We start from the raw sequence: 12,704 nt of genomic DNA, 5'->3' as shown, positions 1-12,704 counted from the left end.
GCGCCGGATCAGTCGTCGTGTCCCCTACGTATCCGATTGCGTGCCTCGGATGCCGGTCGACTAACCTGGTCGGGATGCGTTCGGGGGGAACCTAGACGTCAACCATGAACAACGAACAAGGAGCATGTCCGTGAAGAGCACCGTCGAGCAGCTGAGCCCGACTCGGGTCCGCATCAATGTCGAGGTGCCCTTCGAGGAGCTGAAGCCGGACTTCGACCGCGCCTACAAGGCTCTCGCGCAGCAGGTTCGGATCCCGGGCTTCCGTCCGGGCAAGGCGCCGGCCAAGCTTCTCGAGGCCCGTATCGGCCGCGGCGCCGTGCTGGAGCAGGTCGTCAACGATGCGCTGCCCAAGCGCTACAGCGAGGCCGTCGTCGCCACCGAGGCGAAGGTCATCGGCCAGCCGGACATCGAGATCACCAAGATCGAGGACGGCCAGGAGCTGGCCTTCACCGCCGAGGTCGACGTCCGCCCGGAGATCACCTTGCCGGAGTACTCCTCCATCGCCGTCTCGGTCGACCCGATCGAGATCACCGATGAGGACATCGACGAGCAGCTGCAGTCGCTGCGTCAGCGCTTCGGCACCCTGAAGTCGGTCGAGCGGGCCATCGAGAACGGCGACTTCGTCTCCATCGACCTGTCCGCCACCGTCGACGGCGAGACCGTCGAGGAGGCCTCCACCACCGGTCTGTCCCATGAGGTCGGCTCCGGCCAGCTCATCGAGGGCCTGGATGAGGCCCTGATCGGCCTGAAGGAGAGCGAGTCCAAGGACTTCACCTCCAAGCTGGTCGCCGGCGAGCACGCGGGCAAGGACGCCGTCATCACCGTGACCGTGCAGTCGGTCAAGGAGCGGGAGCTGCCCGAGGCCGATGACGAATTCGCCCAGCTGGCAAGCGAATTCGACACCATCGACGAGCTGAAGGAAGACCTGAAGACCCGCGTCGAGCGGGTCAAGAAGGTCCAGCAGGCCGGCGAGATCCGCGACAAGGTGCTCGAGCAGCTGCTCGAGACCGTCGAGATCCCGCTGCCGGAGGGCGTCGTCAAGGCCGAGATCGACGCCGTCGAACACGACGCCGTCCACGGCTTCGACCACGACGAGGCCAAGCTGGCCGAGGCGCTCGAGGCCCAGGGCTCCTCCCTCGAGGAGTTCAAGAAGGACACCAAGGAAGCCGCCGAGAAGTCGGTCAAGACCCAGCTGCTGCTCGACGCCGTCGCCGAGGCCGAGAACACCCAGGTCGGCCAGGACGAGCTGTACGAGCGGATCATCTTCCAGGCGCAGCGCTACGGCATGTCGCCGGATCAGTTCATCCAGCAGATCCAGCAGGCCGGTCAGCTGGGCGCGGTCTTCGCCGACGTCCGCCGCGGCAAGGCCCTCGCCGGCGTCGTGGTCAAGGCCGCCGTCACCGACACCGCCGGCAACGCCGTGGACACCACCGAGATGTTCGGCAACCCGGCCGACGAGGCCGAGGAGGTCTCCGCCGAGGAGCTCGCCACCGTCGCGGACGCGACCGAGGCCGCCGAGGCCGAGGCCGAGGCCAAGTAAGAATTCGACACGGCCTGTGCTCAGGGGCCCCGGGGCGTGACACCCCCGAGAGCCCCCGGCCGCGGGAACATGAAGTGTTGACGTAAGTTTGCGCTGTGAGCGAAGCAGGGCGGTACCGGGAGTTCGGTGCCGCCCTGCTTCGTTAGGGTTTGTGTCAGCGAATCAGTAGGGGCTTGTTAACCGAGCCGTTGAGAGAGGGCAGGTATCCGTGACAATTCATCAGGCAGGGGTGCGCATGACATCCGCGACTGCTGGTCTGAACCTCAGTGATTCGGTGTACGAGCGCCTGCTGCGCGAGCGCATCATCTTCCTGGGTACTCAGGTCGACGACGACATCGCCAACAAGCTGTGCGCGCAGATTCTCCTGCTGTCGGCCGAGGACCCGACCAAGGACATCTCGCTCTACATCAACTCCCCGGGCGGTTCGGTGACCGCGGGCATGGCCATCTACGACACCATGCAGTTCGCCGAATGCGATATCCGTACGGTCGGCATGGGACTGGCCGCCTCGATGGGGCAGTTCCTGCTCGCCGCGGGCACGAAGGGCAAGCGCTACGCGCTGCCGCACGCGCGGATCATGATGCACCAGCCCTCCGCCGGTCTCGGTGGTTCCGCGGCCGATATCGCCATCCAGGCCGAGCAGTTCGCCTACACCAAGCGCGAACTCAACGAGCTGCAGGCGCAGCACACCGGTAAGTCCATCGAGCAGGTGACCGCCGACGCCGACCGCGACCGCTGGTTCACCGCCGCCGAGGCGCTCGACTACGGGTTCATCGACCATGTGGTCACCCACGCGAGCCAGGCGAACGGCAGCAGCAGCAAGTAGTTCCGCAGCCCATTACACAGACTTTGGAGAGACGCGTATGTCCAACATGATCGATCCGCGGGCCGCGGGCATCACCTTCGCTGCCGCCGGTTCCTCGCTCAACCAGATGCAGATGCCGCAGGGCCGCTACATCCTGCCGTCGTTCGTCGAGCACTCGAGCTTCGGTGTCAAGGAGTCCAACCCCTACAACAAGCTGTTCGAGGAGCGCATCATCTTCCTCGGCGCGCAGGTTGACGACACCTCGGCCAACGACATCATGGCGCAGCTGCTGGTGCTGGAATCCCTGGATCCGGACCGCGACATCACCATGTACATCAACTCGCCCGGTGGTTCCTTCACCGCGCTGATGGCCATCTACGACACCATGCAGTACGTGCGCGCCGATGTCGCGACCGTCTGCCTGGGCCAGGCCGCCTCGGCCGCGGCCGTGCTGCTCGCCGCCGGCGCCCCCGGCAAGCGCGCCGCGCTGCCCAACGCCCGCGTCCTGATCCACCAGCCGTCCACCTCGGGCGGCATCCAGGGCCAGGTCTCCGACCTCGAGATCCAGGCCGCCGAGATCGAGCGCATGCGTCGCCTCATGGAGACCACGCTGGCTCGCCACACCGGCAAGGACGCGGACACCATTCGCAAGGACACCGATCGCGACAAGATCCTCACCGCCGAGGAGGCGAAGGAATACGGGATCGTGGACACGGTGTTCGAGTACCGCAAGCTCAGCGCCCAGAAGTGAGCTGGGCGGGTGGCGGGGTTCTGTGTGTCCCAGGCGTCCCCGCCACCCCGGCAGGGGTGAGTCCACGCACATGTCCGGTGAGAAACGTGCCCAAGTTGTCGACCTCGGTCAGCCGAAGCGGGTACGGTCACTCTAGGGACCTTTGCTCGTGGTTGTCGGCTCTGCCTCTGCATCCAACACAGGTGTTTGTAATGGGCACCGTGGATACACACAGCCGAATTGCCGGATCCGCACACTCAGGGGTCGCGGCTTACGCTCGAAGAAGGCAGCTCGCCGGCAGCCGGGGACAGACGGTTGCACGCGGACAAGGAAGTAGGGACCCAGGAGATGGCGCGCATCGGTGATGGCGGCGATCTGTTGAAGTGCTCATTCTGCGGAAAGAGCCAGAAGCAGGTCAAGAAGCTCATTGCGGGACCGGGGGTGTACATCTGCGACGAGTGCATCGACCTCTGCAATGAGATCATCGAGGAAGAGCTCGCCGAATCCAGCGAGGTCAAGCTGGATGAGCTGCCCAAGCCCGCGGAGATCCGCGATTTCCTCGAGCAATACGTGATCGGTCAGGACGCTGCCAAGCGCACGCTCGCGGTGGCGGTCTACAACCACTACAAGCGAATTCAGGCCGGGGACAAGGGCCGCGACTCCCGGGGCGAACCGGTCGAGTTGATGAAGTCCAACATCCTCATGCTCGGCCCGACCGGCTGCGGTAAGACCTATCTGGCGCAGACCCTGGCCAAGATGCTGAACGTGCCGTTCGCCATCGCGGACGCCACCGCGCTCACGGAGGCCGGCTACGTCGGCGAGGATGTCGAGAACATTCTGCTGAAGCTGATCCAGGCCGCCGACTACGACGTGAAGCGCGCCGAGACCGGCATCATCTACATCGACGAGGTCGACAAGATCGCCCGCAAGTCGGAGAACCCGTCCATCACCCGCGACGTGTCCGGCGAGGGCGTGCAGCAGGCGCTGCTGAAGATCCTGGAGGGCACGCAGGCGTCGGTGCCGCCGCAGGGCGGCCGCAAGCACCCGCACCAGGAGTTCATCCAGATCGACACCACCAATGTGCTGTTCATCGTGGCCGGTGCGTTCGCGGGTCTCGAGAAGATCGTCCAGGACCGGGTCGGCAAGCGCGGCATCGGTTTCGGCGCGGAGGTCCGGTCCAAGGCCGAGATCGACACCGCCGATCACTTCGCCGACGTCATGCCCGAGGATCTGATCAAGTTCGGTCTGATCCCCGAGTTCATCGGCCGCCTCCCCATCGTCGCCTCGGTGACCAACCTGGACAAGGACTCGCTGGTCCGCATCCTGGCCGAGCCGAAGAACGCCCTGGTGAAGCAGTACGTGCGCCTGTTCGAGATGGACGGCGTCGATCTGGAGTTCACCCAGGATGCTCTGGAAGCCGTCGCTGATCAGGCGATTCTGCGGGGCACCGGCGCGCGTGGCCTGCGCGCCATCATGGAAGAGGTGCTCCTCCCGGTCATGTACGACATCCCCAGCCGCGACGATGTGGCCAAGGTGGTCGTCAACGCCGACACGGTGAACGACAACGTCCTGCCGACGATCGTCCCCCGCAAGCGTCAGTCCGGCCCCGAGCGCCGCGAGAAGTCGGCATAGGCAACTCCAGGGCTCTCAGGGGAGTCCCCGAAACCCCTGCCGAGAGAACAAGAAACCGGCTCCGCGAGAATTTCTCGCGGAGCCGGTTTCTTGTGTGTGCTCGGGCTTCGGCCTCATATGCTCGGAATGAACCCGGCTTGCTTGCCGAAGGGCGTGGACCAGCCGCCGTGCGCGAATCCTCCGCTCGGATCCACTCCGGTCCACCCGGATTGCTCGACGGTCACTGTCGACGGTGACGAACCGGGTGACCGGGCAGTTCCTTGCTTGTTCTCCTGTGCACCCTCTGCTTCGGAGGGTCGCGGAGTCGGTGACGGTCGGCGCGGCCGATCGCGCCCGTGGCGAGGATCGCCATTGATCCCCCGTGGTTCGCCGTTGAACCTTTACTCCGTTACTCCGAAAATCGGTGCGGCCGGGTCACCTGTTACGACGGTGCGACGGCCGGGAAATCATCGGCGGCGGATCATCGGCGGGGAAATTTGAAGGTGAAGGGGGCGGGCTCGGGGACCGGGAAGCGCTCGCGCGGGGCGACCAACAGAATGGCCAGGCCGAGCGCCGGAAGGGCCAGGGCGGCAAGCAGTTCGAGGGCGAAGTCGAACCCGCCGATCGTCTCCGGGCGATGGAAGGCGTGGTAGATGAAGTGCGGCACGCCGAAGACCAGCCATCCGAGCCCGGCGACGCGGGCGATGACGCTGTCGCGGTAGTAGACCGCGGCCCCGGAAATGGCGGCCAGCGCCAGGAAGAAGGCCCCGACATCGCCGACCAGGTGATGGTTGTACGGACCGTCGGCGCGCACCCAGTGCAGGCCGAATCCGGGGAAGCTGGTGTAGAACGATTCGGGTGCCACGATGGCCCACAGCCCGGTGATCACACCCGTGGCGGTGAGCACGCCGAGCATGATGAGCAGGGCGATCCAGCGCCCGCGGTTGATCTCCAGCCGCATGCTGACCCGCACCCCGTCGCCGGTGCCGCGTAACGAGATCCGCACAGGCCCTCCCGCCCTCGCCGAATCACTGTGCTGAAACCGTAATTCGGGAAGCGGGAGGGGACAAGCCCCGCGGCTTAGATCTGCTCCATTTTCAGATCATCCGGACCCCAGTAGGCCCGCATGCTGGTGATCTTGCCCTCGTCGTTCAGCTCCATGACGTCGATGGGCGAGAGGGTCATCCGGTGCCCGTTGGACACGGTGACGAGGGTGAAGGACGCGGCGACCTGGTTGCCCGCCACCTTCACGGTGTGCAGTTCGGTCTCGCGCTCGAGATTCTCGAGCGCCTTGTAGAGCTCTCCGATGGCCTCGTGGCCGCGGCGCTCTGGCGTCCCGATCGGATCCTCCACCACCGCGTCCTCGGCGTACAGGTCCACGATTGCCGACGTGGGCCCGGTGGCCACCAACTTCACATACTGCTCGACCACATCCCGGGGCTGCGCTGCCATGGAAGACTCCCATCGAATTGAAACGTGTTCTAATGCGGAGCCTAACAGCCGGAGCGCGCAAAAGAACCCCGCTGCCTCACCCTATGGAACGCGCGCTGGTCACAGCGCGAGGCGCTCCTCGCCGGTGTAGACGTTCATGGTCTCGCCTCGCAGGAAACCGACCAGGGTGAGGCCGGAGTCCGCGGCCAGATCCACGGCCAGCGAGCTGGGGGCCGAGACCGCGCCCAGCAGCGGAATGCCCGCCATGACGGCCTTCTGGACCAGTTCGAAGGAGGCCCGGCCGCTGACCATGAGGACGAGATCGTGGGCGGGGAGCCGGTTTTCACGGATCGCCCAGCCGATCAGCTTGTCGACCGCATTGTGCCGCCCGATGTCCTCGCGGACCGCCAGCACCTCGCCGGCCGCGGTGAACAGGCCCGCGGCATGCAGGCCGCCGGTGGCGTCGAAAACCTGCTGGCGAGAACGGAGTTCGGCGGGCAGCTTGGCCAGGGTGTCCACATCGATGCGGGGCGTAGCGGCCGGAATGTCGTGGCGGATGCGGGTTCGGACCTCGTCGAGGGCGGTCTTGCCGCACAGCCCGCAGGAGCTGTTGGTGAGAAAGGGCCTGGGCCGCACCGGGACCGCGGTCCGGAGTTGGACGTCGAGCACGTTGTAGGTGTTCTGCCCGTTCTCGTCGGTGCCGGCGCAGTAGCGGGCGCTGACGATGTCCTCGGCCGTGTCGATGATGCCCTCGGCGTAGAGGAAGCCGTGGATGAGGTCGATATCCGCGCCGGGTGTGCGCATGGTGACGGTCAGCGCCTGTCCGCCCGTGCGGATTTCGAGCGGTTCCTCCACGGCCAGGGTGTCGGGCCGGGTGATGGCGCCGGTGGGGGAGATACGCAGGGTGCGGCGGCGGGCGGTGACTCGGCTCATGCGGTGACGTGGGTGTGGCGCTCGAGGCGGATGGTGACCGCCTTGGAGACGGGCGTATTGGAGCGCCGGGCGACATGGTCCAGCGGGATCAAAGGGTTGGTCTCGGGATAGTAGGCGGCGGCATTGCCGCGCGGCGTGGGGTAGCCGACCAGACGGAATCCGGTGACGCTGCGTTCGGTGCCGTCCTCGAACTCCGAGATGACATCGACGAGGTCGTCCTCGGCGAACCCGAGGGCGGTGATGTCCGCCGGATTGATCAGCACCACCCGCCGCCCGTTGTGGATGCCGCGGTAGCGGTCGTCGAGGCCGTAGATCGTGGTGTTGTACTGATCGTGGCTGCGCAGGGTCTGGAGAATGAGCCGGCCCTCGGGGACCGGCAGCCAGTGCAGGTCGTTGACGGCGAAGTTGGCCTTGCCGGTGGTGGTCCGGAATTCGCGGGCGTCGCGCGGCGGATGCGGGAGCTGGAAACCGTTGCGGCCGCGGACTTTCTGGTTGTAATCGGTGCAGCCGGGCACGACGTGGGCGATGGCGTCGCGGATCTTGTCGTAGTCGCGGCGGAAGTCGCTCCACGTTACCGGGTGACCGGGCCCGAACAATTCTTCGGCCAGTTCGCACACGATGGCGACTTCGCTGCGCAGCTGATCGCTGACCGGGTTCAGCCGGCCCGTGGACAGGTGCACCATGGACATCGAGTCCTCGACCGAAACCTGTTGGCGCACACCGTCCTGCAGGTCTTCGTCGGTGCGGCCCAGGGTAGGCAGGATGAGCGCGGTGCGCCCGTGCACCACATGGCTGCGGTTGAGTTTGGTGGACACCTGCACGGTGAGTGCGCAGTTGCGCAGCGCGGCCTCGGTGACTTCGGTGTCGGGGGTGGCGGAGACGAAGTTGCCGCCCATGCCGAAGAACACCTTGCCGCGGCCGTCGCGCATGGCGCGAATCGAATCGACGGTGTCCCAGCCGTGTTCGCGCGGGCTGGTGATGCCGAACTCGCGGTCCAGGGCGTCGAGGAAGGCATCGGGCATCTTCTCCCAGATGCCCATGGTGCGGTCGCCCTGCACATTGGAGTGGCCGCGCACCGGACACACACCCGCGCCGGGCTTGCCGATCATGCCGCGCAGCAACAGCAGGTTGGTGGCCTCCTCGATGGTGGCCACGCCGTGCACCTGCTGGGTCAGGCCCATGGCCCAGCAGATGATGGTGGCCTTGGATTCGGCGAGCAGCTTCGCGGTGCGGTCCAGATCTTCGCGGGTGAGCCCGGTGGCCTGCTCGACGACGCCGAGATCGACGGCGCGCATGTGCTTTTCGTATTCGGCGAAACTCGCGGTGTGGGCGTCGACGAAGGCGCGGTCCACGACGGTGCCGGGTGCGCGGTCCTCCGCCTCGAACAGCAGCCTGGCCAGGCCCTGGAACAGCGCCATATCGCCGCCGAGGCGGATCTGGAGGAAATCGTCGGCGATGGTGATACCGCCGGTGAGCCCCTCGACCGTCTGCGGGTCCTTGAAGCCGATGAGCCCGGTCTCCGGCAGCGGGTTGACCGCGATCACCGTGGCCCCGTGTGCCTTCGCCTCACCCAGCGCCGACAGCATGCGCGGATGGTTGGTGCCCGGGTTCTGCCCGGCCACGATGATGAGGTCGGCCCTGGCGAAGTCGTCGATGGTCACCGAGCCCTTGCCGATGCCGATCGAGCCGGTGAGCGCGGTGCCCGAGGACTCGTGGCACATATTGGAGCAGTCGGGCAGGTTATTGGTGCCGAAGCTGCGGACCAGCAGTTGGTAGAGGAAGGCGGTCTCGTTGGCGGTGCGACCGGAGGTGTAGAAGACGGCCTCGTCGGGGGAGTCCAAGCCGCGCAAGGCGTCGGCGATGAGGCGGTAGGCCTCGTCCCAGCCGAGGGGGGAGTAATGGGTGTCGCCCTCACGCAGGACCATGGGGTGGGTGAGGCGGCCCTGCTGGCCGAGCCAGTAGCCGGACCTGCCGGCCAGGTCCTCGACGGAGTGCTCGGCGAAGAATTCGGGAGTGACCATGCGCAGGGTCGCCTCCTCGGCGACGGCCTTGGCCCCGTTCTCGCAGAATTCCGCCGCTCGACGCCGACCGGTTGGTTCCGGCCAGGCGCAGCCCGGACAGTCGAAGCCGTGCCGCTGATTCACCCGGGCCAGCGTGCGCGCGGTGCGCACCACGCCCATCTCCTCGACCGCGCGCTCCAGCGCGACGGTGACCGCCTTGACGCCCGCGGCCTCGGTCTTCGGCGCGCTGACCGTCAGCGCGGACTCGTCGATATCGGTCTTGGGCGCGGCACGATGCATGGTCCCGATTGTCCTCTCCGGCGCGGTGGCGCGTTCCCGTCGGTCTTCGCATCGTAGGTCGCGGGGCACGCCGACGGGTCGGCGAGCTCTGCCGCTGTGTGCGGGTGCCCCTGCTGCGGGAGCGCGCCTGACCATCTCTCGGATGCGGGGCAAGCACCCCGCCGGACGCGCGATGGTAATGGTGGGACCGGATCCAGGCGATATACGCATGAGCGCGGCGAGATCGACGTCCGCGGCGGGGAATGAGGTGGGGAAGCATGGCGGGGCGGCCGGTCATCGAAATCCGGGAGTGGGGACGGCCCGCGCGGCGGCGGATGCTGGACGGGCCCCTCGTCTTCGGCCGCGACGGCAGCCATGAGGTCCTGGCCGACGGCGGGGTCTCCCGGCAGCACCTGCGGTTGGTGCCGACCCCAACCGCCCTGTCCGTGGTGGATCTGGGCAGCCGCAACGGCACCACCGTCAACGGCGTGGCACTGACCGGGCGGCGTGAACTGGTCACCGGCGACGTGGTGCGCCTGGGTCGCAGCGAGATCCTGGTGCTGCACGCGCCGACCATCGAACCGGGCGAGCACGATTCCTCGGAAACCGTGCTCGGGCCCTCGGGCCGGATACCCCGCCCACCCGGCAGTGAACCGACACCCCCGATCTGGGTGGCCCTCGCCAACCGGGTGCTCGGCATCGATCCCACCGGGGAGCGAAACCCGTTCCCCGCCTTCACCGAACTGCCGGGCCGGATACCGCTGCCGCTCTGGCGGGCGGCGCGCTTCGTGAGCATCGCCGCCTACCTGGCGCTCATCGTCGCCCTGTTCGTGCGGCCCGCTGGCGGGTTGTTCGTGTTCTTCAAGATCGTCGTGCCGCTGCTGCCCGGATTGTTCCTGATCGCACCGGGTCTGTGGCGCAATACCTGTCCACTCGCCGCCACCAATCAGCTGCCTCGGCTCTTCCGGTTCACCCGTGCGCTCACTCCGCCGGTGTGGTGGCAGCAGCGGGGCTATCTCATCGCGGTCGCGCTGTTCTTCGGGATCGCCGGATCGCGGATCGCCGGACTGGACCGCAGCGGAATCGCCACCGGCGCAGTGCTTTCCGTGGTGCTGCTGGCCGCCTTCGCCGGCGGTGTCGCGTTCAAGGGCAAGAGCGGCTGGTGCAGCAGCATCTGCCCGCTGTTCCCCTTGCAGCGCGCCTACGGTCAGACGCCGTTCGTCACCGTCGCCAACAATCACTGCGACCCGTGCGTGGGCTGCGCCAAGAACTGCTTCGACTTCAAACCGCGCGCCGCCTACCAGGCCGATATGGCCGATCCGGACCGCGGCTGGAGTGCGCCGCGCAAGCTGTTCGCCGCCGCGCTGCCCGGATTCGTGCTCGGATTCCTGGCGCTGGCCGGATATCCGGGAGTGTCGGTGCCGCAACGGTATCTGACGCTCGGGCTGGCGCTGCTGGTCGCCGTCGGCGTCTATTTCGTGGTCGAGGCGCTGACCGGAGTGAGCACGGCCATGCTGTCGGCGGTGTACGCGGCCGTGGCCCTCAACGGCTTCTACTGGTTCGCGGGTCCGGTGCTGCTCGGCTCGTTCACCACCGTCACCGCGATCGACGGGGTGGCCTGGTTGCGCTGGCCGATCAGCCTCGTCGTGCTGGCGGCCACCCTGCTGTTCCTGGCCCGCACCCGGGTCAGCGAACTCCAGTACGCGCTCACCACGGGCACGCGCGCCGAACCGGTCCTGCTGCCCTTCCCGCGTCCGCGGGCCGACGTCGAAAAATCCGCATCTCCGGCCGCTACGGTGGATTTCGAGGGCCAGGCCGTGGCGGCCGAACCGGGCGTGAGTCTGCTCGATCTCGCCGAGAAAGCGAATCTGCCGCTCGAGGCCGGATGCCGGATGGGCGTCTGCGGGGCGGACCCGGTGGCGATCCTGGCGGGTGCCGGGCAGCTCTGCGAACCCACCGCCGACGAGCGGAACACCCTGCGGCGGCTGGGTTTCGCCGACAACACCCGCATGGCCTGCTGCGCTCGCGTGAACGGCGGCGGCGTGCGGGTATCGCTCACCCCACAGCCCGGGCGCGGAAACGGTGATCGCCCAGCGTCTTTCGATCGCTCGCTGATGAGTCTGGTCGTCATCGGCACCGGCATCGCGGGCGTCACCGCCGCCGACTTCCTGCGCCGCGGCCACCCCGACTGCGAAATCCACCTGGTCGGCCGGGAATCCCACGACTTCTACAACCGCATGGGCATCTCCCGCCTGATCCCGGGCCGCTCCGCCATGCAGGGCCTGCACCTGCTGCCCGAGCAGTGGTACGAGGACCACCGCATCACGCCGTGGCTCAATACCCTCGCCGCGCACCTGGATCCGCGTGCCCAGCGCGTCCACCTCGGCACCGGTGAGGTGTTGCCCTACGACCGGCTCATCCTCGCGACGGGCGCCTCCGCCGCGCTTCCCGAGATCGCCGGACTGCACCGGCCGGGCAGCTTCGTGCTCCGCGAGGCGGGGGACGCCATGAACATCCGCGCCTACGCCCAGCAACGGTCGTGCACCCGCGCCGTGGTCGCGGGCGGCGGCCTGCTCGGCCTCGAGGCCGCATATGCCCTGCACCAGTTGGGATTACGCGTCACCGTGCTGGAACGCGGACAGCGGCTGCTCGGCAAGCAGCTCGATCCGCGCGCGTCGGCCATCGTCGCGGACCACTTCACCCGGGCGGGGATCGAGGTTCGGCATCGGGCCGAGACCGCCGCGCTGACAGCCGATTCCAGAGCCGTCGAACCCGGCGGCCCGCACGGGCCCGGCCGGGACTCCGATCCGGTCCGGTCCGTGGTCCTGAAGGACGGCACCGTCCTGCCGTGCGAGGTATTCCTCACCGCCACCGGCATCCGCCCCAATACCGAGCTTGCCGCTCGCGCCGGAATCCCGGTCCGGCGGGGCATTCTCGTGGACGACCGCATGCGCACGGCCGCTCCGCACGTGTACGCGGCCGGAGACGCGGCCGAACATCGGGACCGTGTGCTCGGCCTGTGGCCCATCGCCGCGGAACAGGCGCAGGCCGCCGCGGTGAATGCCCTCGGCGGCGATCAGGTGCTCACGGCCGAGACGCCCGCGACCATCCTCAAGGGCGTCGGGCTGGAGTTGTTCGCCATCGGGCAGGTCGAGCCGGGGCAGCACGACGAGGTGATCGTGGTCGACGATTCACCCCGGCGGTCCTACCGCCGCCTCGTGATCTCCCGCGGTCGTGCCGTCGGCGCGATCGTGCTGGGCCATCACCCGTCCGATGTGGCCGCCGCCCAGCAGGCCGTGCACGCGCGGAAGGAGATTCCGCCGGTCGCCCGCGATGCCCTACAGCGGGGAGACTGGTCGGCACTGCAATAACGCC

9 protein-coding genes are annotated in these 12,704 nt (G+C 67.6%); 5 read left to right on the top strand and 4 right to left on the bottom strand.

The genetic code is table 11. The annotated features are described in order from the left end of the window. The first annotated feature begins 130 nt into the window (after nucleotides 1–130). The 4 genes from tig to clpX all read left to right on the top strand — a co-directional run bounded on the left by tig (nucleotide 131) and on the right by clpX (nucleotide 4,707). Complete coding sequence (gene tig, locus GLP40_RS10870; protein ID WP_328289981.1) at nucleotides 131–1,540, top strand: trigger factor; 1,410 nt, start codon at nucleotides 131–133, stop codon at nucleotides 1,538–1,540. Nucleotides 1,541–1,775: 235 nt separating this feature from the next. After that, a complete protein-coding gene (locus GLP40_RS10865) occupies nucleotides 1,776–2,366 on the top strand; it encodes an ATP-dependent Clp protease proteolytic subunit (protein ID WP_154787680.1) in 591 nt (196 codons plus the stop codon). A 106-nt stretch (nucleotides 2,367–2,472) separates the two neighbouring features. Next, complete coding sequence (locus tag GLP40_RS10860; protein WP_154787824.1) at nucleotides 2,473–3,096, top strand: ATP-dependent Clp protease proteolytic subunit; 624 nt, start codon at nucleotides 2,473–2,475, stop codon at nucleotides 3,094–3,096. Nucleotides 3,097–3,423: 327 nt separating this feature from the next. Next, complete coding sequence (clpX, locus tag GLP40_RS10855) at nucleotides 3,424–4,707, top strand: ATP-dependent Clp protease ATP-binding subunit ClpX (protein WP_154787823.1); 1,284 nt, start codon at nucleotides 3,424–3,426, stop codon at nucleotides 4,705–4,707. A gap of 460 nt (nucleotides 4,708–5,167) precedes the next feature. Here clpX and GLP40_RS10850 read toward each other — a convergent pair whose 3' ends face one another. From GLP40_RS10850 to GLP40_RS10835, 4 genes are all read right to left on the bottom strand, one after another. After that, nucleotides 5,168–5,692: a hypothetical protein gene (locus GLP40_RS10850; RefSeq protein ID WP_328289980.1), complete on the bottom strand. Its 525-nt coding sequence runs from the start codon at nucleotides 5,690–5,692 to the stop codon at nucleotides 5,168–5,170. Nucleotides 5,693–5,766: 74 nt separating this feature from the next. Then, nucleotides 5,767–6,138 (bottom strand): nuclear transport factor 2 family protein, encoded by a 372-nt coding sequence (locus GLP40_RS10845; RefSeq protein WP_154787679.1) that lies wholly within the window; start codon nucleotides 6,136–6,138, stop codon nucleotides 5,767–5,769. A 99-nt stretch (nucleotides 6,139–6,237) separates the two neighbouring features. Next, entirely contained in the window at nucleotides 6,238–7,050 is an 813-nt protein-coding gene (gene fdhD / locus GLP40_RS10840; RefSeq protein WP_154787678.1) for a formate dehydrogenase accessory sulfurtransferase FdhD, read from the bottom strand. After that, nucleotides 7,047–9,350 (bottom strand): FdhF/YdeP family oxidoreductase, encoded by a 2,304-nt coding sequence (locus GLP40_RS10835; RefSeq protein ID WP_154787677.1) that lies wholly within the window; start codon nucleotides 9,348–9,350, stop codon nucleotides 7,047–7,049. The genes fdhD and GLP40_RS10835 overlap by 4 nt, the downstream gene beginning before the upstream one ends. Before the next feature lie 257 nt (nucleotides 9,351–9,607). Here GLP40_RS10835 and GLP40_RS10830 point away from each other — a divergent pair, with 257 nt between their 5' ends. After that, the gene (locus tag GLP40_RS10830) at nucleotides 9,608–12,700 is read left to right on the top strand and encodes an FAD-dependent oxidoreductase (RefSeq protein ID WP_154787676.1); all 3,093 of its coding nucleotides are present in this window, start codon (nucleotides 9,608–9,610) and stop codon (nucleotides 12,698–12,700) included. The last annotated feature ends 4 nt before the right edge of the window (nucleotides 12,701–12,704 follow it).

It is taken from the genome of Nocardia aurantiaca, from assembly GCF_009708175.1.
GTDB classification, from domain to species: Bacteria; Actinomycetota; Actinomycetes; order Mycobacteriales; family Mycobacteriaceae; genus Nocardia; species Nocardia aurantiaca.
Note: the sequence above shows the minus strand (reverse complement) of the source record. Positions and strands in the feature narration are given on the sequence as shown.

Bases quoted from the DNA above. Each gene is read 5' to 3' on its own strand.
- GLP40_RS10845 (WP_154787679.1), bottom strand. From the start codon at position 6,138: ATGGCAGCGCAGCCCCGGGATGTGGTCGAGCAGTATGTGAAGTTGGTG.
- GLP40_RS10860 (WP_154787824.1), top strand. From the start codon at position 2,473: ATGCAGATGCCGCAGGGCCGCTACATCCTGCCGTCGTTCGTCGAGCAC.
- clpX (WP_154787823.1), top strand. From the start codon at position 3,424: ATGGCGCGCATCGGTGATGGCGGCGATCTGTTGAAGTGCTCATTCTGC.
- GLP40_RS10830 (WP_154787676.1), top strand. From the start codon at position 9,608: ATGGCGGGGCGGCCGGTCATCGAAATCCGGGAGTGGGGACGGCCCGCG.
- GLP40_RS10865 (WP_154787680.1), top strand. From the start codon at position 1,776: ATGACATCCGCGACTGCTGGTCTGAACCTCAGTGATTCGGTGTACGAG.
- GLP40_RS10835 (WP_154787677.1), bottom strand. From the start codon at position 9,350: ATGCATCGTGCCGCGCCCAAGACCGATATCGACGAGTCCGCGCTGACG.
- fdhD (WP_154787678.1), bottom strand. From the start codon at position 7,050: ATGAGCCGAGTCACCGCCCGCCGCCGCACCCTGCGTATCTCCCCCACC.